Origin of the sequence: Pseudoalteromonas sp. McH1-42 (assembly GCF_022347845.1) — a bacterium.
Lineage (GTDB): Bacteria > Pseudomonadota > Gammaproteobacteria > Enterobacterales > Alteromonadaceae > Pseudoalteromonas > Pseudoalteromonas rubra_D.
The window spans coordinates 37,072-59,368 of the sequence record NZ_JAKRFU010000011.1; the positions used below are offsets into that span (position 1 = coordinate 37,072).

24 protein-coding genes are annotated in these 22,297 nt (G+C 49.5%); 17 read left to right on the forward strand and 7 right to left on the reverse strand.

All coding sequences use genetic code 11. The features are described from left to right. Nucleotides 1-7: 7 nt before the first annotated feature. Nucleotides 8-2,434, reverse strand: coding sequence for a glycerol-3-phosphate 1-O-acyltransferase PlsB (plsB, locus tag MHN31_RS11025; protein ID WP_239444289.1), 2,427 nt, complete (start codon nt 2,432-2,434; stop codon nt 8-10). Between the two features lie 387 nt (nt 2,435-2,821). On the opposite strand from plsB, the gene rpsJ reads away from it, so the two are divergent. The 12 genes from rpsJ to MHN31_RS11085 all read left to right on the forward strand — a co-directional run bounded on the left by rpsJ (nt 2,822) and on the right by MHN31_RS11085 (nt 8,236). After that, nucleotides 2,822-3,133: a 30S ribosomal protein S10 gene (gene rpsJ / locus MHN31_RS11030; protein WP_005495349.1), complete on the forward strand. Its 312-nt coding sequence runs from the start codon at nt 2,822-2,824 to the stop codon at nt 3,131-3,133. A 27-nt stretch (nt 3,134-3,160) separates the two neighbouring features. Beyond that, on the forward strand, nt 3,161-3,796 hold the full coding sequence (gene rplC / locus MHN31_RS11035) for a 50S ribosomal protein L3 (protein WP_049863778.1): 636 nt from the start codon (nt 3,161-3,163) through the stop codon (nt 3,794-3,796). 17 nt (nt 3,797-3,813) lie between these two features. Continuing rightward, nucleotides 3,814-4,416: a 50S ribosomal protein L4 gene (rplD, locus tag MHN31_RS11040; RefSeq protein ID WP_010386164.1), complete on the forward strand. Its 603-nt coding sequence runs from the start codon at nt 3,814-3,816 to the stop codon at nt 4,414-4,416. Continuing rightward, nucleotides 4,413-4,715 carry a 50S ribosomal protein L23 gene (rplW, locus tag MHN31_RS11045; protein ID WP_049863779.1) on the forward strand — a complete coding sequence of 101 codons (303 nt, stop codon included), beginning with the start codon at nt 4,413-4,415 and terminating at the stop codon, nt 4,713-4,715. The genes rplD and rplW overlap by 4 nt, the downstream gene beginning before the upstream one ends. Nucleotides 4,716-4,732: 17 nt before the next feature. After that, nucleotides 4,733-5,557 carry a 50S ribosomal protein L2 gene (gene rplB, locus MHN31_RS11050; RefSeq protein WP_046004900.1) on the forward strand — a complete coding sequence of 275 codons (825 nt, stop codon included), beginning with the start codon at nt 4,733-4,735 and terminating at the stop codon, nt 5,555-5,557. A gap of 16 nt (nt 5,558-5,573) precedes the next feature. Further along, nucleotides 5,574-5,852: a 30S ribosomal protein S19 gene (gene rpsS, locus MHN31_RS11055; RefSeq protein ID WP_010367084.1), complete on the forward strand. Its 279-nt coding sequence runs from the start codon at nt 5,574-5,576 to the stop codon at nt 5,850-5,852. Nucleotides 5,853-5,864: 12 nt separating this feature from the next. After that, a complete protein-coding gene (gene rplV, locus MHN31_RS11060; RefSeq protein ID WP_010386167.1) occupies nt 5,865-6,197 on the forward strand; it encodes a 50S ribosomal protein L22 in 333 nt (110 codons plus the stop codon). A gap of 12 nt (nt 6,198-6,209) precedes the next feature. After that, on the forward strand, nt 6,210-6,911 hold the full coding sequence (gene rpsC, locus MHN31_RS11065) for a 30S ribosomal protein S3 (RefSeq protein WP_010386168.1): 702 nt from the start codon (nt 6,210-6,212) through the stop codon (nt 6,909-6,911). Between the two features lie 13 nt (nt 6,912-6,924). Then, a complete protein-coding gene (gene rplP, locus MHN31_RS11070; RefSeq protein ID WP_049863781.1) occupies nt 6,925-7,338 on the forward strand; it encodes a 50S ribosomal protein L16 in 414 nt (137 codons plus the stop codon). Beyond that, nucleotides 7,339-7,530, forward strand: a complete 192-nt coding sequence (rpmC, locus tag MHN31_RS11075) for a 50S ribosomal protein L29 (RefSeq protein WP_010376372.1) — start codon at nt 7,339-7,341, stop codon at nt 7,528-7,530. Continuing rightward, a complete protein-coding gene (rpsQ, locus tag MHN31_RS11080) occupies nt 7,530-7,787 on the forward strand; it encodes a 30S ribosomal protein S17 (RefSeq protein ID WP_049863782.1) in 258 nt (85 codons plus the stop codon). Before rpmC ends, rpsQ begins: the two co-directional genes overlap by 1 nt. A 254-nt stretch (nt 7,788-8,041) precedes the next feature. Next, the gene (locus tag MHN31_RS11085; protein WP_125563031.1) at nt 8,042-8,236 is read left to right on the forward strand and encodes a hypothetical protein; all 195 of its coding nucleotides are present in this window, start codon (nt 8,042-8,044) and stop codon (nt 8,234-8,236) included. A gap of 55 nt (nt 8,237-8,291) precedes the next feature. Here MHN31_RS11085 and hemN read toward each other — a convergent pair whose 3' ends face one another. From hemN to MHN31_RS11100, 3 genes are all read right to left on the reverse strand, one after another. Further along, entirely contained in the window at nt 8,292-9,662 is a 1,371-nt protein-coding gene (gene hemN / locus MHN31_RS11090) for an oxygen-independent coproporphyrinogen III oxidase (protein ID WP_239444290.1), read from the reverse strand. Nucleotides 9,663-9,779: 117 nt separating this feature from the next. Further along, the gene (locus tag MHN31_RS11095; protein WP_239444291.1) at nt 9,780-11,729 is read right to left on the reverse strand and encodes a methyl-accepting chemotaxis protein; all 1,950 of its coding nucleotides are present in this window, start codon (nt 11,727-11,729) and stop codon (nt 9,780-9,782) included. A gap of 132 nt (nt 11,730-11,861) precedes the next feature. Then, on the reverse strand, nt 11,862-13,892 hold the full coding sequence (locus MHN31_RS11100; protein ID WP_138537836.1) for a methyl-accepting chemotaxis protein: 2,031 nt from the start codon (nt 13,890-13,892) through the stop codon (nt 11,862-11,864). A 261-nt stretch (nt 13,893-14,153) separates the two neighbouring features. Here MHN31_RS11100 and MHN31_RS11105 point away from each other — a divergent pair, with 261 nt between their 5' ends. Further along, the gene (locus MHN31_RS11105) at nt 14,154-14,915 is read left to right on the forward strand and encodes an NADP-binding protein (RefSeq protein ID WP_239444292.1); all 762 of its coding nucleotides are present in this window, start codon (nt 14,154-14,156) and stop codon (nt 14,913-14,915) included. A 6-nt stretch (nt 14,916-14,921) separates the two neighbouring features. Here MHN31_RS11105 and hutC read toward each other — a convergent pair whose 3' ends face one another. Next, on the reverse strand, nt 14,922-15,632 hold the full coding sequence (hutC, locus tag MHN31_RS11110) for a histidine utilization repressor (RefSeq protein WP_125563042.1): 711 nt from the start codon (nt 15,630-15,632) through the stop codon (nt 14,922-14,924). Nucleotides 15,633-15,783: 151 nt separating this feature from the next. Between hutC and hutI the strand changes: the two genes are divergently transcribed. After that, nucleotides 15,784-17,004: an imidazolonepropionase gene (gene hutI, locus MHN31_RS11115; RefSeq protein ID WP_194868026.1), complete on the forward strand. Its 1,221-nt coding sequence runs from the start codon at nt 15,784-15,786 to the stop codon at nt 17,002-17,004. A gap of 24 nt (nt 17,005-17,028) precedes the next feature. Then, nucleotides 17,029-18,894: a GGDEF domain-containing phosphodiesterase gene (locus MHN31_RS11120; protein ID WP_125563046.1), complete on the forward strand. Its 1,866-nt coding sequence runs from the start codon at nt 17,029-17,031 to the stop codon at nt 18,892-18,894. An 8-nt stretch (nt 18,895-18,902) separates the two neighbouring features. Here the strand turns inward: MHN31_RS11120 and MHN31_RS11125 are convergent, their stop codons facing one another. Both MHN31_RS11125 and rraA read right to left on the reverse strand, forming a co-directional pair. Then, complete coding sequence (locus tag MHN31_RS11125) at nt 18,903-19,955, reverse strand: formimidoylglutamase (RefSeq protein ID WP_239444293.1); 1,053 nt, start codon at nt 19,953-19,955, stop codon at nt 18,903-18,905. A gap of 75 nt (nt 19,956-20,030) precedes the next feature. Beyond that, nucleotides 20,031-20,537 (reverse strand): ribonuclease E activity regulator RraA, encoded by a 507-nt coding sequence (rraA, locus tag MHN31_RS11130; protein ID WP_125563049.1) that lies wholly within the window; start codon nt 20,535-20,537, stop codon nt 20,031-20,033. Nucleotides 20,538-20,698: 161 nt separating this feature from the next. On the opposite strand from rraA, the gene MHN31_RS11135 reads away from it, so the two are divergent. Together MHN31_RS11135 and MHN31_RS11140 are read left to right on the forward strand one after the other, a co-directional pair. Next, the gene (locus MHN31_RS11135; RefSeq protein ID WP_239444294.1) at nt 20,699-21,220 is read left to right on the forward strand and encodes a phosphatase PAP2 family protein; all 522 of its coding nucleotides are present in this window, start codon (nt 20,699-20,701) and stop codon (nt 21,218-21,220) included. After that, nucleotides 21,217-22,269 carry an MJ1255/VC2487 family glycosyltransferase gene (locus tag MHN31_RS11140; RefSeq protein WP_125563053.1) on the forward strand — a complete coding sequence of 351 codons (1,053 nt, stop codon included), beginning with the start codon at nt 21,217-21,219 and terminating at the stop codon, nt 22,267-22,269. Before MHN31_RS11135 ends, MHN31_RS11140 begins: the two co-directional genes overlap by 4 nt. Nucleotides 22,270-22,297 lie beyond the last annotated feature (28 nt).

The following is a 22,297-nucleotide window of genomic DNA, read 5'->3' on the forward strand; positions in this document are numbered from 1 at the left end:
ACGTCTTCTATAAGGTATCGCGGATAGACTGCCAGATCCTCGCTGGCAGTAAATCATTGAGGTGATCAGACAGAGTACTGAGTGTTGGCATCGCAGTGATGGTCTGTTGTTCAGAAATACTGATAAAGCCTTGCGTCTGTAATACGCTGATCAGGTTAGTTTGTACCTTCTTATCAAAGAACTCTGGGCTCTTAATGCCGTGTAAGGTACCAAGCCGCTTAGCCAATACGTCACTTTCATTCTCCAGTGTGGTGCGGGCAATGCCCTGATCACGTAATAACAAGCTGACACTGATGGCATAGCGTTCCAGCGTTAGGTGGATCACTTTACCCAGCATCTCTAACTGTGCCAGCGCCTTGTTGTCTTTTACGACGGTTGCCAGGTGACCATCAAAGTCAATTAGACCCTCCTGAGCGAAGCAGTTTAATACGTCCTCAATATAGTCTTCACGCAGTTCATGCATAAACCATTCTTTGGCAAACAACGGATATAAAGTACCCAGGCGGGCCTGACACTCCGTGACCGTGACGCTGTAGCGGTTAAATAGTATTTGCGCAATAACGCTCGGGACAGCGAACAAATGCAAAATATTGTTGCGGTAATAGTTAAACAGGGTGCGCTCTTTTTCCTTAATCGTGATGATCTCACCCAGTTCATCTGCCAGCACATCGAACTTATCCAGCTTAAGCGCGTGATTTAACAGTGCCTCGGCATCTTCATCTGGCGCTGTGACATTGGCATCATAGCGCGCCTGATTTTGCAAGGTGAGATAAAAGCGCATTTGTGTCAGCAGTTTTTGTCGGCTCAGCGCAAACTGCTCATTAGACAGCAGCACCATGGCCAGCAGGTTGATGGAGTTCAGTGCCGCACTGGCATTGATGTTGGTCATGATCCGATCAGCCACCTGAGCCACCTGACCATTAAGCCACTGAGGTTTGGCGCCCTCACCCTGGCCGATGGCGTCGCGCCAGTCAGCCTGGTGTTCATTGAGGTATTGATTGAGGTGAATGGGGTCACCGAAGTTCAGATAGCCACGTCCATAGTTTTTGAGGTTTTTAATGGCCTTAAAGACCCCAGCAACGGATTCATTCTTTTTACTGTTACCGGCCAGCTCTTTGAGGTAGGTGTTGATCTCCATGACATGCTCATAGCCAATGTAGACCGGGACGATGGAGATAGGTCTATCGATCCCGCGCAACATAGATTGCATGGTCATGGCTAGCATACCCGTTTTGGGCGGCAACAAGCGTCCTGTGCGACTGCGGCCACCTTCAGTGTAAAACTTGACTGAATAGCCTTTGATGAACAGCTGAGTCAGATACTCTTTAAAAATTGTCGAGTAGAGTTTGTTACCGGCAAAAGAGCGGCGAATAAAGAATGCGCCACAGCGCCGGAAAATGCCACCGGCCGGGAAGAAGTTCAGGTTCACCCCGGCTGCAATATGCGGGGGTACCAGACCCTGATGATAAATCACGTAGGTCAGTAACAGGTAATCCATGTGGCTGCGATGGCAGGGCACATAGATGATTTCGTGGCCTTTATCAGCCAGGTCATGTACGCGCTCGGCATTTTTTACTTCGATGCCGTTATAGAGTTTATTCCACAGCCAGGTCAGTACGCGATCGCCCACGCGAACCATAGCTTCAGAGTAGTTGGCAGCAACTTCTTCCAGTAACTCCAGCGCTTTCAGGCGTGCTTCGTCATGGCTCAGCCCTTTCGACTTGGCTTCATCAGCGATGGCGCGTTTGACTGTGGGGGCAGCCAGCAGGGAATTGAACAGAGCTTCACGCGACGGTAATCTGGGTCCGGTTGCAGCCAGCTTCTGGCGATGAAAGTGCACCCGAGCCACGCGCAGCAGTTTATGAGGTAACTCGTCTACATCGGCTTTGTCTGTCATAAGCTGATCCAGGGCGATGGGGGCAGAGAAACGCACCAGGTTATCGCGACCAGAAAACAGCACAACCATAGCCTTGCGTAACCAGCTGGGGGTCAGTGAGTGGCTGAATAAGGTGCCTATACCCGGCTTTTCTTTACCAGGATTACGGCCCCACAGTACAGTCACCGGGACCACTTGTGCTTTGATGTCCGGGTGAGCACGCAAGGCAGAGAAAATCGCTTTACCTTGATCAATTGCGGGGCTCGGTCCTGCTGTTTTGCTCAGCAGAGGAGTCGGGTTTTTGATGCCGATAAAGCGCGGCAGTGTTTTATTCCCTAAAACCTGATCCTGCATCGGGCTTGGCAATCCCAGTTTCTTACACACCGCGTTGAGTGCAGCCAGATCAGCCCGTGAATTGAGTCGGGCTACATAAAAGGTGGGCAGGCTCGGGTCCAGGTTGAACTGCGACACGGGGTCGGCCGGCAACAGTTTGCTTCTGACCAGTAAACAGTTGGTCCATTGGGCCACTCGGTTGAGCCCCTGAGAAAGTAAGCGCATAGCAGTACCAGATTCGTATTTTTGCTGTATAGAATATCAGGCTTTAACTGGACTGACCATTTGTGTCAGTACAATGACAAGGACGGTGTATGCAATCCTTTGTATAAAGTATAGACGCCTTGTGCCACTTACAGTGAGGACGAGCCATACGACAAATAATTTTGCAATAATTGTTGCATTTATCGCCAGTCTCATTATAATGCTCAAACTTTCTGTGATTCGTCACACGAAAGTCATACATAGGCCTGGATTTCAGGCACGTAAACAGGAACTCCGATTTGGAGTTCAATGGTAGAAATAGAAGAACAACCGACCTCTTATATTTTGAGATGGCCTCGGGGGTTTTTTTATGCTCTTTTTAAATGCTCTTTTAATTGAGGTTTAAGAATGTCAAATCAACGCATTCGTATTCGCCTAAAAGCTTTTGACCACCGTTTGATTGACCAATCAACGGCGGAAATCGTGGAAACTGCGAAACGCACTGGCGCTCAGGTACGTGGTCCAATCCCACTTCCTACTCGCTTTGAACGTTTCACTGTATTGATCTCTCCGCACGTAAACAAAGACGCGCGTGATCAGTATGAAATCCGCACCCACAAACGTCTGATCGACATCGTAGAACCAACTGACAAGACTGTAGACGCTCTAATGCGCCTAGACCTTGCTGCTGGTGTTGATGTTCAAATCAGCCTGGGTTAATCGAAAGATTAGAGAGGTTTTAGGAAAATGGCATTAGGTCTAGTCGGTCGTAAAGTGGGTATGACACGCATCTTCACTGAAGATGGTGTATCTATCCCTGTGACAGTTATCGAAGCGACTCCTAACCGTGTTACTCAGATCAAATCTGATGCAACAGACGGTTACAACGCGCTTCAAGTTACTGCAGGCGAGAAAAAAGCAAGCCGTGTAAACAAACCAGAAGCGGGTCACTTCGCTAAAGCTGGTGTTGAAGCGGGTCGCGGCCTGTGGGAATTCCGTCTTAACGGCGGTGAAGGTGAGTTTGAAGTAGGTGCTGAGCTTACTGTTGAGCTATTCAACGAAGTAAACAAAGTAGACGTTACTGGTACTTCAAAAGGTAAAGGTTTCCAAGGTGGTGTTAAGCGCTGGAATTTCAGCACACAAGACGCTACTCACGGTAACTCTCTATCTCACCGTGCTCCTGGTTCAATCGGTCAAAACCAATCACCTGGTAAGGTGTTTAAAGGTAAGAAAATGGCTGGTCAAATGGGTAATGTGCAAACAACTACTCAGAACCTAGAGCTAGTACGTGTTGACGCTGAGCGTAATCTGCTTTTAGTTAAAGGTGCAGTACCTGGCGCTATCGGCGGCGACGTTATCGTTAAACCAGCTGTTAAAGCTTAAGTCCTGGAGATTTAGTGATGGAATTAGCAATTAAAGGCGCTGGTGCGCTTGAAGTTTCCGAAGCTACTTTTGGACGTGAGTTTAACGAAGCATTAGTACACCAAGTAGTTGTTGCTTTCGCAGCAGGTGCTCGTCAGGGTACTAAAGCTCAGAAGACACGTTCTGAAGTTGCTGGTGGTGGTAAAAAACCATTCCGCCAAAAAGGTACTGGCCGTGCACGTGCTGGTACAATCCGCAGCCCAATCTGGCGCAGCGGTGGTGTGAGCTTTGCAGCTAAGCCGCAAGATCACAGCCAAAAAGTTAACCGTAAGATGTATCGCGGTGCGATCAAGAGCATTCTTTCTGAGCTTGTTCGTCAAGATCGTCTAGTAGTTGTTGAAGAATTTGGTCTAGAAGCACCAAAGACTAAAGAACTAGTAGCTAAGCTGAAAGAGCTTGAGCTTAAAGACGTATTAATCGTGACTGAAGAAGTAGATGAGAATCTATTCCTTTCTGCACGTAACCTGTACAAGGTTGACACGCGTGATGTAGCTGGCATCGACCCAGTAAGCCTAATCGCTTTCGATAAGGTACTGATTACTGCTGCTGCTGTTAAGCAACTTGAGGAGGCGCTAGCATGATCCGTGAAGAACGTCTTTTAAAAGTAATCCTTGCTCCACACATCTCTGAGAAAAGCACCATCTCTGCTGAAGAGAACAACACGATTGTTTTCAAAGTAGTTAAAGATGCAAACAAAGCAGAAATCAAAGCTGCTGTTGAGAAGCTTTTCGAAGTAGAAGTAACTGGTGTTCGCACGCTAAATGTTAAGGGTAAAACTAAGCGTACAGGCATGCGTTTCGGCCGTCGTTCAGACTGGAAGAAAGCCTACGTTACTCTTAAAGAAGGCAGCGAGCTAGACTTTGTCGGCGGCGCCGAGTAATAAGGGGAGTTAGAATTATGGCACTTCAAAAGTGTAAACCAACTTCTGCGGGTCGTCGTCACGTCGTTAAAGTGGTTAACCCTGATCTGCACAAGGGTAAGCCTTACGCTCCGCTATTAGAGAAGAACTCTAAATCAGGTGGTCGTAACAACAACGGTCGTATCACGGTTCGTCACATCGGTGGTGGTCACAAGCAACACTACCGTTTAATCGACTTTAAACGCACCAAAGATGGCATCCCAGCTAAAGTTGAGCGTCTAGAGTACGATCCTAACCGTAGCGCAAACATCGCTCTTGTATTATATGCAGACGGTGAGCGTCGTTACATCATCGCACCTAAGGGTGTTAAAGCAGGTGATGCAATCCAGTCTGGTGTTGATGCACCAATCAAAGCTGGTAACGCAATGCCTATGCGTAACATCCCAGTAGGTACAACGGTACACAATGTTGAGCTTAAGCCTGGTAAAGGTGCTCAGATTGCCCGTTCTGCTGGTGCATATGTACAGATCCTAGCGCGTGAAGGCCAGTACGTGACTCTACGTCTACGTTCAGGCGAAATGCGTAAAGTTGAAGCGGATTGTCGCGCAACTATCGGTGAAGTAGGTAACGCTGAACACATGCTACGTTCACTAGGTAAAGCTGGTGCAACTCGCTGGCGTGGTGTTCGTCCTACAGTTCGTGGTGTTGCCATGAACCCGGTAGACCACCCACACGGTGGTGGTGAAGGTCGTACATCTGGTGGTCGTCACCCTGTGTCTCCATGGGGTAAGCCGACTAAAGGTGCTAAGACACGTAAGAACAAGCGTACTGATAAATTTATCGTACGTCGTCGTACTAAGTAATAGTTGAGGAATTGCCATGCCACGTTCTCTCAAGAAGGGTCCATTCATTGACCTACACTTGCTGAAGAAGGTAGAGAAGGCGTTGGAAAGCGGTGACAAGAAGCCTATCAAGACTTGGAGCCGTCGTTCAATGATCATCCCTAACATGATCGGATTGACCATCGCTGTCCATAATGGTCGTCAGCACGTACCTGTATTCGTTACAGACGAAATGATCGGTCACAAACTAGGTGAATTTGCACCTACACGTACTTACCGCGGTCACGCTGCGGATAAGAAAGCTAAAAAGCGTTAATCGGAGGGTATGATGGAAGCATTAGCTAAACACAAATTCGCCTCTGGTTCGGCGCAAAAAGCACGTCTAGTTGCAGATCAGATCCGCGGACTTCCGGTTGATCGCGCGCTAGAAATCCTAGCGTACAGCCCAAAGAAAGCGGCTGTATTAGTTAAGAAAGTACTTGAGTCTGCTATCGCTAACGCGGAGCACAACGAAGGTGCTGACATTGATGAGCTTAAAGTGGCTAAAGTATTTGTAGACGAAGGTCCTACAATGAAACGTATTATGCCACGTGCTAAAGGACGCGCAGACCGCATCCTTAAGCGTTCAAGCCACATCACTGTTGTGGTTTCAGATAGCTAGGAGATATAAGTAATGGGACAAAAAGTTCATCCTACTGGTATTCGCCTAGGTATCTCTAAACCTTGGGTTTCTACCTGGTACGCGAATTCAAAAGATTTCTCTGAGCAGCTTTTTGGTGATCACAAAGTGCGTCAATACCTTACTAAGGAATTGAAAAACGCTTCTGTGTCTAAAATCGTTATTGAGCGTCCAGCTAAATCTATCCGTGTAACAATTCACACAGCTCGTCCTGGTGTTGTTATCGGTAAAAAAGGTGAAGATGTTGAAAAGCTTCGCCACGCTGTAACTAAGCTTGCTGGTGTACCTGCGCAAATCAACATCGCAGAAGTACGTAAGCCAGAGCTTGATGCACAACTAGTTGCTGACGGTATCTCTTCACAGCTAGAGCGTCGTGTAATGTTCCGTCGTGCTATGAAGCGCGCGGTACAGAACGCAATGCGTCTGGGTGCAAAGGGTATCAAAGTTGAAGTTAGCGGCCGTCTAGGCGGTGCTGAAATCGCACGTTCTGAGTGGTATCGTGAAGGTCGTGTACCTCTACACACTCTACGTGCTGACATCGACTACGCAACTTCTGAAGCTTTGACCACTTACGGTATCATCGGTGTTAAAGTTTGGATCTTCAAAGGCGAAGTTATCGGTGGTCTTCCACTGAAACAAGAAGCTGAGAAGCCAGCCAAGCGCGCTCCGAAGAAAGCTAAAAAAAGTGCTAAGTAAGAGGTAGCGACTAATGTTACAGCCAAAACGTACAAAATTCCGTAAAGTGCACAAAGGCCGCAACCGTGGTCTTGCAACTAGCGGTAATAAAGTTAGCTTCGGTTCTTTCGGCTTGAAAGCGACTGGCCGTGGCCGTATGACTGCTCGTCAAATCGAAGCAGCTCGTCGTGCTATGACACGTCACATCAAGCGTCAAGGTAAAATCTGGATCCGTGTGTTCCCAGACAAGCCAATTACAGAAAAGCCGCTTGAAGTTCGTATGGGTAAAGGTAAAGGTTCTGTTGAATACTGGGTTGCTGAAATTCAGCCTGGTAAAGTACTTTACGAGATGGAAGGTGTTTCAGAAGAGCTTGCTCGCGAAGCATTCAACCTAGCTGCTCGTAAATTACCTTTCAAAACCACTTTTGTAACTCGGACGGTAATGTAAATGAAAGCTAGCGAACTTAAAGACAAAAGCGTAGAAGAGCTAAATGCTGAACTTCTAGAGCTTCTGCGTGAGCAGTTCAACCTGCGCATGCAAGCGAGCACTGGTCAGCTGGCTCAAACTCACGAGCTGAAAAAAGTACGTCGCAATATTGCGCGTGTTAAAACGGTTATCAACCAGAAGGCAGGTGCATAATGAGCGATAAGATCCGTACTCTTCAAGGTCGTGTAGTTAGCGACAAAATGGACAAGTCAATCGTTGTTGCTATCGAGCGTCAGGTTAAGCACCCGATCTACGGTAAATTCATCAAGCGTACAACTAAGTTGCACGCACACGATGAGAGCAACACTGCGCAAGCAGGTGATACTGTGACTATCCGTGAATGTGCGCCGATCTCTAAGAAAAAATCTTGGACTTTGGTAGACGTTCTGGTTCGTCCTAAGAAAGCTTAATTTTAGTTTTTAACTAAATTAAACTTTTGAAAAGCCCCGGCCTTTTGGTCGGGGCTTTTGCGTTTGGGGCGGTCAGGTTATTTTGGGGGTCGTCTGAATAGAATGACTATCCGTGAATTTGCGCCATTCCTGGGGGTATTCTTACAGAGGTACTGCAGCGATGCGTGTTACGTTGCTAAATCAAGGTATTGAGGTTGGTCGTTTTTTGAACTATGCTCGGTGGTGCAATTCACTTTGTTATTAAGGAAAATCCAATGAAATTGAAACTCAACAAAAAGCCGATGAAGGCGTTATCGCCAAGCACAACCACAATGCCTGTTGATATGACCCCAAAAGTTGCGGGTGGCTCACTGCTCGCTTGTTTACCAGTTGGCACGCGCGGTTGTCGAACCAATAACTCCTGTGATCACTTCTGTTTTATTTCCGATCCTGAGGTTCATGGTTGTTAATTGAAGCACCACTAAACGGGCTGTACGTATAAGGTGCTTCCCTTTTTGTAAGTCCTTAAATCACCCGTGAAAAGCGGGTGTTTTTGATCTGTTGTTGCAGATAGGCATCAAAGCACATGCAGATGATGCGGATAAACAGATTACCTTTAGCCGTTACTTCAATACGTTGCTTGGTGAGGTCCACCAGACCATCTTCAGCCAGGGGCTTGAGTGCCGTTAGCGCATCGGCAAAGTAGTCGTCAAAGTCGAGGCCATGCTCTGCGGCAAAGGTAGTTTTGTCGAGCTCGAAGTGGCAAATAAGCTGCTTGATCGCGGCAGCGCGAATTTCATCATCACGGGTGAGCTTAACGCCTTTATTAATAGCGCTACGGCGCTCAGTGACGGCCTGGTAGTAGGGCTTCAGGTCTTTTTCATTTTGTAAAATGGCATTACCGATCTGTGAAATAGACGACACGCCGAGGCCGAGCAAGTCGCAGTTACCATGGGTGGTATAGCCCTGGAAGTTTCGGTGCAGATGATTATGTCGCTGTGCCACAGCCAGCTCGTCATCGGTTTTGGCAAAATGGTCCATACCGATAAACTGGTAACCGGCATCGCTCATCTGTGTCAGTGTTTGCTTAAAGATCGCGAGCTTTTCTTTGGCGTTGGGCATATCGGCCTCTTTCAGCTTGCGCTGGGCGGCGAATCTGTCCGGCAGATGGGCATAGTTAAACACCGAAACCCGATCAGGGCCCAACTCAATGAGCTGCGCTATGGTATCGCGATAGGACTCAACGCTCTGATGAGGCAGGCCGTAAATCATGTCCATATTAATGGATTTAAAGCCCAGCTCGCGGGCTTGTTTTAAGAGCGACAGCACTTCTGCAATCTGTTGCGGGCGATTTACTGCTGCCTGTACCTGATCATTAAAATCCTGCACCCCGAATGACACCCGATTAAAGCCGAGCGTTTTCAGTGCTGGCAGCATGTCTTCGGCCAGTGATCTGGGGTCGATTTCAATGCCGCGCTGGGCAGTTGGTGTGAAGGTGAAGTGCTGCTCCAGCATGGTGACCAGGCGTGTCATTTGCGCTGTGGTCAGAAAGGTGGGGGTGCCGCCTCCGAGGTGCAATTGCTCAACCTGATAATCTTTAAACAGCGGTGCCTGAGCGGCTATCTCCAATTCCAGGTGGTCGAGGTATACGTCGGCCTTGGACTGATGTCGGGTAATAATCTTATTACAGCCACAGTAATAGCAAAGCTGGTGACAGAATGGGATATGAATATACAACGACAGTGAACGGGTGTCGGAGTGTGCGATGGCATCAACCAGATCGGCCTGAGTATAACCTGATTCAAGTGACAGGGCTGTTGGATAAGAGGTATATCTGGGGCCTGAGATATTGTATTTGTTGATGAGGGAGTCATCCCACTGAGGTAATTTAATCACGATCGCACTCTCTTTGCTATTGAGAAGGCTAGTGTAAGCAAAGTTGTGCTTTGAGGCGTTGATCTAAAGCAAAAGGAAGGGCAGGTGATGACGCTCACAGCCCCATCTTGTCGGGTCCTACAGCCTAAATTGGTCCACCAGGGTGTTCAGTTCACGGGCAATGTGGCTCAATGCTTTGGCGTCCTGGGACACTTGCTGTGCCCCTTGCGCTGTTTCCGCGGCACTCTCACTGACATGGGTGACACTTTCAGATATTTGCATTGAGACCGTATTCTGCTCTTCTGATGCGCTGGCAATTTGTAAATTCATTTCGCGAATGGTGCTGACTGAGCCGCAAATTGCTTGTAACGTTGCACCGGCGTGTTCGGTTTGCTCCGCGGAGTTTTCCGCATGGTCAACATTGCGCTGCATATGCTCCACTGAGCGTTTGGCCTCGTTTTGTAAGCGCGAGATCATCGCCTGGATCTCTTCGGTACTTTGCTGCGTACGGCTGGCCAGGCTGCGTACTTCATCAGCCACCACGGCAAAGCCCCGGCCTTGCTCGCCAGCCCGCGCGGCTTCGATCGCCGCGTTGAGTGCCAGCAGATTGGTTTGGTCTGCAATACTGCGGATCACATCCAAAATGGAGCCGACCGACTCCGTCTCATTTTCTAACTGGGTAATGGCCTCACTGACTTGTTGAATACTGCCCACCAGTTCACTCATGGCTTCACGAGACGTTTGCACCACCTGGATCCCGGTCTGGGATTGCTGATCAGCTTCGGTAGCCGCGTCGGCAGCCAGTTGCGCGCTCTGCGTGATCTCATGTACGGTCGCACTCATTTGTTGCATCGCTGTGGCACTTTGGGTCAGTTGATCTTGCTGTTGATCGGTCTCACTTTTGGTTTTCTCAGTGATTGAAATCATTGCACCGGTCGTGTCATTTAATGTGGTGGTAGCAGATTTGATTTTACTCACTATGTCCCTCAGTGTGGTTGTCATTTCGGACATCGCCCGATATATGCCTGTGGTATTCGTGGTCGCAAATTGGTAACTGAGATCGCCTTTGGCGATGGCTTTGGCCAGTGCTTCGATTTCTCTTGGCTCACCGCCAATGGGCTCGCGCAGTAAATTGCTGACATACCAGCTCAGGAACGCGCCCGCGAACACCACCAACACCGATACTGTGGTTACCAGCATCACCGCCTGCTCACTGGTGCTTTGCGCTTGAGGGCCAAGCTCGTCCTGGCGGTTTTTAATATCCAGCTTAATATCTTCCAGTGTGTTAGCCACCTGAGGGCCAATAACATTGAGTTTTTGCGAGATGAGCTGGTTACGCTGCAATATGGTCTGGTTCACAGCTTTGACGGCGGTAATGTAATCGAGTTTGTGCTGTAAGAATTCAACAAGCATGCCCTGAACCGGTTGCCATGCAAATGCCCCGGCCTGTTCGTCCAGCAGGGCTGCCAGTTGGCTAAACTCTTCAATGGCGCGTTGGTAATCCTTGTCCGTGTTTGTCACCAGGAATTTGACCACGTATAAACGGCCGAGCAACAACGTTTCCTGCAACCGGGCCGCTGCGAACAAAGCTTCATTATTGTTTTGTTGATGTGCATTGTTGATCACATCGCTGAGTATGGTGCGCATTTGTACGCCTTTGACATCCAGCTGGTTGGTTACTATGTCATTGCGTTGAGCGTATAACTGCACAATTTGCTCGAATGCCCGCCGATATTCTTCAATGTCGCTCGCACTATTATTGAGTTGGCTCTGGTAACTGGTATCCGAGATACTTGCCTGGGCCTGATCCATGAGTTCCTTGAGCAAATCAAAACGCTCGTTAAATTCATTAATGTTGGTTGTGCTCTGCTCTTTCAGGTATTTGAGTGCGTTGAGGCGCACCATCAGTAAATTCGCCTGCAGACGGCCGCTTAAATTGGCATTGCGTGCCAATGTACGATATTCGACGAAGTTGTTATAACCGGTATTCAGCCCAAGGTAGGCAGAGATAGAAATCACCGTCATCAGAGCGATGAGGGCGCCAAATGAGTACGCAAGCATCTGCGCCAGTTTGAGGTTTTTAAACATAATTAAGCACTGATCCGCAAAGAGTCACCTTATAAGTGATCGTCTGCAACTGTGCATTAGTCAAGTTTTGGCAAGACAGAAAAAGTGGGGAATGTGTTTTCAGGCGGCCCGGGAGCCCGGGCCACTTAGACGTTACAGTTTAAATTGATTTACGGTGTTATTAAGTGCTTTTGCCAGACTATTCAGATCACGGGCTTCATCGGCCAGCAAGTGCGCATGGTTCGCTGTGCTATTGACCAGGTCGTTAATGGCATTGAGGCTATTATTGATATCCTCAGCGACGACCGTTTGTTCTTCCGTTGAGGTCGCAATCTGGTGACTTTGATCTTGTACCGTACTGACCGACTCCGTGATATTACGCAGTGCATCCAGCACTTCCTGCGTTTGTCCCACTGACCCTTCTGCACGCTCCTGACCCTGCTGCATCATCACAGAAGCTTGCTGAGCGATCTGTTGCAGGCGAGAGATCATATTACGGATATCATCTGTCGACTCCTGGGTACGACTGGCCAGGCTGCGTACTTCATCGGCTACCACGGCAAAGCCACGGCCTTGCTCACCCGCGCGGGCAGCTTCAATGGCGGCGTTGAGTGCCAGCAGGTTGGTTTGCTCTGCGATGCCATTGATCACGTCAATCACGGCCCCAATGTTGCTGGTTTCCTGTTCCAGACCGGCAACCACTTTGGCCGCCTCTCCAATGTGACCAGCAAGCTGAGTCATGACTTCCTGTGCCTGACCCGAGCGCGCTGCACCGTCATTGGTCATGCTCTGAACCAGATCAGCTGCCCGATTTGTTTCATGGGCATTGCGGGAAATCTCAGTGACTGTGGCCGCCATCTCTGTGACTGCTGCGCTCACACTGTCAACTTGCTCTTTCTCCTGCTGGATCTCATTGTTGGTGTTAGTTGAGACATCCTGCAATTGGGCTGCAGCACCACTGAGTTGCTGCGCTTGTGCAGCGGTATCGAGCATCATACTGCGCAGCTTGTCGATAAAGGTGTTCATGTGATGAGCCAGCTGACCGACTTCATCCTGACTGTTGATATCGATACGACGAGTCAGGTCGCCTTCACCTGAGGCAATATCTCGCATGGTATTGGTTAGCGTAGTGATGGGAGCTGCAATCATTTGTGTGGCCCATAGAATCATGGCAACAATAATGGCTAGAATAATGATCACAGCGGTCACTGTGCTCATAACGGCATCATTGACAGGTTCTTCAATCAGGCTGACGGGGATTAGCAAACCCAGATGCCAATCCAGGATTGGTTTGTCGAGTTTGACGTTGTTGAATACCACATAGTAGTCAACGCCTTTGAGGGTAACCATCGCGGCACCCGCGCCTTCTGAACGCATTGCGCGATTGAGCTCAGCAAACCCTTCGGTATCTGCAAATTGTCTTTCCAGCGCTTCCAGGCCTTCTTTGCCGTTCGCGCCCTCATCAGTAATAGAGAGTTTATGCCCGGTTCGTTTGGACAGATGGACCACTTTATAATCGTGGTCGAGTAAGAAGCCATAACCCTGACCATCAAACTGGATCTGCTCAACCAGTTCACTGATCTTGTTAATTTGCAGGTCAACGCCGCCTACCGCAACCAGTTCGCGCTGGGCATTGTAGACAGGTTGCTGAACAACGGCAGAGACGGCACCCGTGTTGATATCTACAGATACCGCACCGACATACAGACCTCCATGACTCAGCGCATCCTGCCACCATGGGCGCTTGTACGAGTAGTAAGGGCGACCATCAGAGTAGTTTGAGGTACGCTCATTTTCTTTGAAGTATTCACCTGTGCGTGCCGATGCCATAAAAGCGGAAAGAATATTCTCATCGCTGGCTGAGATGCGGATAAAGTCCTGATTGACTTCCTGATAGCCAAGGTCGGCGCTGAGCGGCTTTTCTCGCTGGGTGTAGTCGTCAAACCAATTCACGTTATGCGGATTGGTGACGAAGGTTTCTACAATGGCACCATAACGCGTAAAGAAGGATTCCATGGAGAGCTTTTCGGCATATAAATGACTTTCTGCTTCTCTCTCTATGCCTTCTCGGGAAAGTTGGGCAATGTGGTTAACGAAATACCCTGATGCAGCAACCAATAAAATAGAAATGGTACCGCCAATCAAAAAGAGGATTTTTTTTCTAAGGGATAAATTTTCAAGCATGCGTTTTTCTTTTTCTTGGGACCAGGCAAGCCTCAATCAAACCATATCTCATGCAAGAAGGCTACAAATTAAGGCGGTTGATTGATAACACTTGGCGAATAATCTTTACATCCCTAATCGGCAATAGGGACAGATACTTTAACTTTTAGCAATAAATCAGTCGTTTTTATTACTTTCTATGTCATCGCAGATTTTTGCCAGCGCACCGTGCTCTGTTGCATGATGTGTAGAGCTGATCACATCACATTACAGGACAATGATATGCACGATAAACTCGTTGTTGCCGGCGCGGGCTGGTTGGGAATGCCTACAGCTGAGGCTGCGGCGGAGAAGGGGTGGCAGGTACAGGCAACCCGACGGCAGCCACACAGCAATGCGCTGACGCGTCAACTCGCTCATGATGGGACAAGACTGGTGCATGACGTATCGTTACAGCACGCTTTTTGGCTCTGTGCGATGCCGCCGGGTGCGCGTCGTGAAGACAGTAACTATCTGGTGACGCTAGAAGCGACGCTGGCGTTAGCAACAGAGCTGCAAATGCAGGGCTTTTTATTGTGCTCAAGCACTGGGGTTTATGCGCAAGCTGATGGGGTTTATAGCGAGCAGGGAACATTGACTGCAATCGATTCGCAGCGTCAACGCGTTTTACAACAGGCAGAGCAGCTAGTGCTGTCCCATGGCGGCAAGGTGCTCAGACTGGCAGGCTTAGTAGGGCCTGAACGGGAACCAGGACAATTTATCGCTGGCAAGACCTTACGCAGTAGCAGCCAGGAGCGGGTTAATATGGTACACCGGGATGATGTGGTTGCGGCCATTATGTCAGTCCTGACTCACTGGCCGCAGGCGAGGTCCGTTTACAACGTGTGTTCTCCTGCACATCCGCTTAAGCAGGATTATTATCAGGCGCATTGTACGCAAGCAGGCACACAGGCCCCGAGCTTTGCCAGTGATGACAGCAAAGCACGTATCATTGACGGCGCGGCTATCTGTGAACTGGGGTTTAGTTATCAGCACGCCATCTGAGTGGGTTCACTTTTTAAAGGTCAGGTGACCGCCCAGGCGATATTTACTGCCCGGTGAGATTAACCGGGCAAAGCTGACAATGCCTCCTTCAGACCAGGTTCTGCGGATCAGTTGTAAGCAGGGCTCTTCATGAAACATATTTAGCCACTGGCAAATATCTGGGCCGGGCATGATGGCCTCAACGGTATGGCGTGCCTCTGTCAGGGGCGCAATCTGGACCAGGTACTCATGGGGGGTGATTTGTGTGAAGTCCTGTTGCAGGTAGTCAGGTGCCAATTGGGGGTTAACGAAGCGCTCTTCGACTTGCAGAGGTTGTTCGTTGTCATGATGTACCAGCACACTGCGATACACCTGAGTATCCATTTCAACACCCAGTGCAATGGCGATTGGGGCAATAGCCGCCATGGATTCCAGGGACAGGACCACACAGGTGTAGTCACCACCGCGCTCTTTGACCTCATCGGCGATATTACGTATTTCCAGCAGAGAAGATTGGGATTTGAATCTGGCAACAAAGGTACCCAGACCCTGACTACGAGTTAGGATCCCTGCGTCGGTGAGTTCACTGAGCGCGCGTCTGGCGGTCATGCGGCTTACCCTGAATTGCGCGGACAAGGCGTTTTCAGACGGAACTTGTTGATCTTCCTGCCAGACACCACTGCGGATCTGCGTGATGATATGTTGTTTTATTTGTGCAAATTTGGGTTGCGTTGTCACAATCTCATGCCATGGTTAGTAAAGTAAACCCAACTGTAGCGTCAGGCTGAGCGAACATAGCTCGCTGATAAACATGGCACACCTCTATTGTATATACAAGTAATCTTGCTACACTCAAACCAGCAAGTTAGAGATGAGGAATTGAGTGGTGATGGAAGTAGATTTAGTGGTTCTGGACGTTAATCTGGCGACAATGGACCCTGATATTGAGCGCCCTTATGGGGCCATTGAGCATGGGGCGATGATGGTCAAAGATGGGGTAATCTGTTGGCTTGGTGCACAGGCTGATCTGCCGGAGTTTGATCCGGTGACGACACCGACTATCTCAGCAAAAGGGGCCTGGATGACGCCGGGTCTGATTGATTGTCATACTCACATTCTGTTCGCCGGTTCACGCGCTCAGGAATTTGAACAACGCCTTAATGGTGTGTCTTATCAGCAAATCGCGCAACAGGGCGGCGGCATTGCGACGACGATGAAGGCAACCCGTGCGGCGGATCATGAACACTTGTTTGTGGCTGGTAAAACGCGACTGAATGCCTTGCTCAGTGAGGGTGTCACCACAGTAGAAAGCAAATCGGGCTATGGTCTGGATTGTGAAAGCGAAATTAAGCTGCTAGAAGTCAACCGCATGCTGGATGAACATCACCCTATCAGTGTACAAAGTACGTTCCTGGGTGCCCATGCGCTTCCACCGGAATATCGGGATGACGCCGATGGTTATATCGATCTGGTGTGCGAGCAAATGTTACCTCAGGTAGCCGAACACTCCCTGGCCGATGCGGTCGACGCATTTTGTGAAAATGTCGGTTTTAGCAATGCGCAAACGCGCCGTGTGTTCGCCAAAGCCACAGAGCTAGGTTTAAAAGTAAAATGTCATGCTGAGCAGTTGTCTAATCAGCACGGCAGTGAGCTGGTGGCTGAGTTTAATGGTTTGTCCGCCGATCACATTGAGTACCTGGATGAAACCGGTGTTAAAGCGATGGCCGAAGCGGGCACTGTTGGGGTGGTGCTGCCGGGTGCGTTTTATTTTCTTCGTGAAACTCAATTACCCCCGATTGAGCTCCTGCGTCAGCATAATGTGCCGATTGCACTGGCCAGTGACTTTAATCCAGGAACTGCGCCATTATGCTCATTACGTCTGATGTTGAATATGGCATGCACCTTGTTTCGTATGACACCGGAAGAAGCATTGCTGGGCGTAACACGCCATGGTGCCAAAGCGCTGGGTCTGTCGGATCGGGGGATGCTAAAAGTCGGCATGCGCGCCGATATGGTGCTGTGGCAGGTCGGTCATCCGGCTGAACTCAGTTATCAGTTTGGCGTAAATGACCTGTTAAATACCTGGATTTCGGGTAAACTTGTGCAATAGTAAGAATTTCACAATGGTCCGCCGATGACGAAAAAAGCGCTGCTAAAACATTGTAACAAAAGTATTATCTTACTTCTGGCTGTGTTTCCCTTTGCTGTGATAGCCGCTGCGGGGGGCGTTTCGGCGGTCTCTTTCTGGCAAGGTGCAGGTCAACACTCCCCAATGCTGATGGCTTTTGTAGCCGGTGCGCTGCTCAGTGCCAGCCTTGGTGCGATTATGGTGAGTCAACAGCCATTGCATCGAATTGTATATGCATCCACAACAGCGGTGGCATTGGCGTTCCTTGCTGACACCGCACATCTTTTTTCTTACTTACTGGCGCCGCTGTTGGTATTGCATATCTGGCTTGCCATTCGCTCTGAGCAGTTAAAGTACCAGGTCATTACTTGCTTCAGTGCCTGTGCTGCTGTGTTGGCACTGGCCGGCATATTGTTCTGGCAACTGTCCCCCGGCTTACTGGTGCTGGCGCTGCTACCGATGTTTTTGGCCGAGTTAACGTTATCCAGAGCTTCCCTGGCACCTGCGCCCCCGGCGAGCAGTGATGAAAGCAAAGCGGCGGACATTCTGGAGTTACCGGACAGGGCTGGGTTTCGCAGTGCGTTTTACGATTTTCGTCAGCGTGACCCCAGTGAAGCCATGCTCGTCATGATCCGTCTTGAAGGCTTCCAGCAGGTGAACTTTCATCTTGGCCGGGAGTTTGGCGATCTCTTGCTGGCCCAGTCTGCCAATCGAATTAAACAGCATTTGCAGCATCCGGATGTGATGCCAATTCCGCTTGGCAATGATGTATCCCGGCTGGCTCATCTAGGCGGTTTGCATTTTGTGTTTGTGTGTAGCCTGGTTAATCAGCATCACTTGCATGAGCAGATGATCGGTGAAATTATCGAAAGTACCCTGAAACCCTTTAATGTGGGCAACTGCACCATTGAAGTGAAAGCGCGTGCCAGTTATGTGAACTGTGATGAAGAGCAGGGGTTGTTCGAGAATTTATTAACCTGTGCTTTTTTGGCGCTGGATAGCCAGCCTGACAGTCCGATAGCCCCGTATCAGCAGCAGATGCAGATCAATCGGCTGGAGCAACAGGCCCGTCTGGCAGAGCTTGCACATATTGATTTTCGCCAGGAACTGGAGTTGTATTTTCAGCCTGTGGTACGCAATGAAGATGGTGATATTGAATTTCTGGAGTTGCTGTTGCGCTGGCAGCACCCCAAGCAGGGGATCCTGGCTGCTGGTAAGTTTATCGAAGATATCCGTATTGCGGGCCTGGCATTGCCCGTCGCGCAATACGTGATTGAGCGTGCCGCAGAGATCGCGCTGGCATTGCGTATGGAAGGCATTGCTATGCCACTGAGCCTGAACCTGTTTGGGCCGGAAATGCTGCACGAGGAATTTATCGAGTTTATCGACCACGTGTTGCTGGAGCACCAGCTGAAGCCGGGTGATTTGATCATAGAGTGCCCAGCCAGCTTGTTTACCAGCCTCGAGCCTCAGGGCATTGCCATGGTATCGCGGTTGCGCTCGATGGGGCTGCGTTTGTGTATCGACAGCTTCGGTGAAACCCCGGTCACTTTGTCTAAATTGCCTCAGCTAACCGTAGATTATGTCAAGCTGGGCCGCTCGCTGACCTCAGATCATGGTCATCAGGGCACCTTCAAGAGCGTGGTTCGTGGGATTGTGGAAATGCAGCAGATCCAGGAATGCAAAGTGATTTGTGAGGGGGTGGAGTCACCGGAGCAGCTCCAGTTCGTGAAAAGCCTCAACACGTTCGCGGCGCAGGGATATTATTTTGCCAGACCCCTGAGCAGTGTGGGCATGATCAGCTGGCTGAAACAATGGCGCTGGGAGCACCCGGAAGACACCCCAGAAACTTTTCAGCCAGACTCAAATTAAGTGCCGGTTTATTTAGGCGTGGCCTGCAGGTAGCTACAGACGAGTGAAGCGAGAACCTGGCCGGCATCGCTGATCCCCTGTTTCACACCCTGTGGGTGATGCTCGGGGGCCGCTTCGCACAGATGCAGATAACGCGCGCGTTCCTGACTTGCCGCTAAATGAACGAAGTGCTCGGCATCATTTACGGTAAAACCACAGTTTGTATAGGCGCTCACTGGCATTTGAGATATTGCATCGACATCGACTTCAACACCCAGAGGTGCTTGTCCGTCAAAGCGATTCAGCCCGATCTGGCAGGCCTCAGTCAGAGTCAGTGTACGGCGTACCAGAATATCTTGGTAACTGGCGTAGCTGAATCCCGCATTATCCAGTGCTGAGATAATGGTGTGGTTGTTTTTCTGTTCATGCATACCAACCACGTGATAATCGGACAGATGGCCCTGATCATGAGCATAGCTGAAGCCGTTACCAGAATGACGGCCTTCCAGCGCGCGAAAATCGGCATGTGGGTCGAAGTTAATGGCATGACAAGCCTGCTGAGTGCTTTGCGACAACGCTTGCAGCAGGCCGTAGCAGTTATTGTGGCCACCACCAATTACAATGGGCGCCAGACCGGCATCAAAGATGGCTTTCATAACATTGCTGACGCGTTCATCAAGTTGGCCGTTGAGCTCGCGCAACTGAGCCAGTTGCTGCGGGTCACGGTTATCCAGATCGGCACCTTGCTGTTGCAAATCATCACATCGGACTTCGCCTAACAGCAAGACATCATCCGGGGTTAAAAAGCGATTACAAGGCAGGTTTAAGAAGCGCTGTAAAAAAGCTTGCCAGCCCAGGTGGGCGCCACCCCGGCCACAATTAGCCCGAGGTCCCAGGTCCTCGTTAATGGCAACCAACACATACTTAATGCCAAACTGCGCAGCATCGCGCAGCGCCTGGGTTAAGTCATTTTTGGGTTGCAGGAAAGCCAGGGTTTGCCAGAAGCGTTGTTCATTCTCACGGCTGTGGCAATATGCGGTAATGTCCGCTTCGGTGTAAATATGAAGCCAGTGGTTACTCATAATTCAGGTCGATCTATGGGGTTGTGCCGGGCAAAGTCGGGCTTTACCCGGGGAGATTAGAATGCGCTAGCGGTGTTATTCGCTCTGTTCGTCGTCGACTTCTAACTGCAGTTCTTCAGCAGAAATAATGATGCCGGTGGCATCCGCATACAGGTAGTCATCGTCATAGAAAGATACGCCGGCAAAATTGACCGGGATACCTTGCTCACCGCTGCCTTGGCTGTCGGCAGCAACGGGTATTGAAGCGATTGCCTGGATACCGAGATCACACTCTTCCAGTTCCTCAACATGGCGCACAGCACCATAGACCACAATACCCTGCCAGTTATTTTCCATTGCCAGTTCTGCAAGCTCAATATCGATGAGTGCCCGGCGTGTGGAACCTCCGCCATCGACCAATAAGATTTGGCCTGTACCATCTTGCTGTAAAACCTGGTTGATCAGTTCATTATTCTCAAAGCACTTGAGTGTTTTGATACGGCCACTGAAGGCGCTTTGACCGCCAAAGTTAATAAACATCGGCTCTAATACATCAACCGCATCGGCAAAATGGTCACATAAGTCGGAAGTGCTGTAATCCATACGGGCGTCCTCGAAAATAACTGAATTCACAATCCAGTATACTCCCATTATGTAGGGGCGCAATGCTTTGAATCAACATACATAATTGTGTCACAAAAATGTCGTGGCAGTGTTATTTAGCTCTTCTATGCTGAATTTGTGAACAAATGTAAGCATGAGCTATGAAAGCACAGATCATCAAACTCGATACGGCGCTTTATTTCGCCCTTTATAAACCCGAGTGTAAGCCCTGGTTCAAAATGGTGATGTTGGCCCTGTCAAAAAGCGGAAACGGTGGACTTTACGTGATTTTGGGAGTCCTGAGTGCACTGTTTATGGGCTCGGTTGGGCAGCAATTTGCCTTGTGTGCCGTGGTCGCTTTTGCCATTGAGCGGCCGCTTTATCTCTATCTGAAAAACCGCATTGCGCGGATCCGTCCCTGTGATTGCCTGGCCGTGAAAGCCATGCTTACGCCAAGTGATAAATTTAGCATGCCTTCTGGTCACAGTGCCGGTGCCTGGCTGTATGCCACGTGTCTGATGGAGCATTTTCCGGCACTGGCGCTGCCGCTGATGATGTGGGCATCGGGTGTCTCATTGTCGAGGATTGTTGTCGGGGTGCATTATCCGATTGATGTCATTCTGGGGGCGGTGATAGGTAGCGGATGTGCTGTGTTGGCGATAGGAGCTGTAGGGGAATTATGAAGATTTTATATGGCGTACAAGGGACTGGTAATGGTCATATTACCCGCGCCCGGGTGATGGCAGAGTGTTTTACGCGTTTAGGCGTTGATGTTGACTATGTGTTTTCTGGTCGTCCGGACGAGCGCTATTTTGATATGTCGGTGTTTGGAGATTACCAAACTCGTCGCGGGATCAGCTTTGCGACTCGTCATGGTCGATTGCATTACCAGGGGACGCTTCAGCAATTGCGTGTCGGGCGCTTTGTTAAGGATGTGCAGCGCTTTGATATGCGTGGCTACGACATGGTCTTTAACGATTTTGAACCGGTGACGGCCTGGGCTGCACGTCGTGCTAAGGTGCCAGTGGTTGCAATGAGCCATCAAAGTGCTTTTTTATCACCTAAAGTGCCCATCTTTGGTGGCAACTTTATGCTGCGTTCATTAATTCGTTGGTTTGCACCGGCAGACATTCACCTGGGTGTACACTGGCAACCTTTTGCTGAAAATATCGTACCGCCTTTTATTCCCTACCAGTTGGGAGATTTTGGCAATCAGTCTATCGCGAACAAAGTTTTGGTTTACCTGCCTTTTGAAGACTTATCGCATATTGTTGAGTTACTCAAAGACTTCCCTGACCGGGAGTTTTACTGTTATCACCCGGATGCACATAACACCTCACTGAATCATATTCATTTGCGTGAACCATCACGAGATGGGTTTATCGCTGATTTAGCCAATGCGTCCGGTGTGGTGGCCAATGCCGGGTTTGAATTGTCCAGTGAAGCCCTGAAGTTTGGTAAAAAGTTGTTGTTAAAGCCCTTGCAGGGGCAATTTGAACAGCAAAGTAATGCCATGACCTTACAGTCTCTGGGACTGGCTCAGGTAATGAACTACCTGAATTCAGAAGCGCTGGACGAATGGCTGGAATCACCTGGCGGACAGCAAATTAATTTCCCCAGTGATGCGACACCATTAGCCCTGTGGCTGACAAAGGGACAATGGCATAATGTCAATGAGTTACATGATACGCTCTGGCAAACGGTGCTCAATAAAGCACCAAAGGCCGCTTAATTAATGTGCATTTAGTAATAAAGTCGTG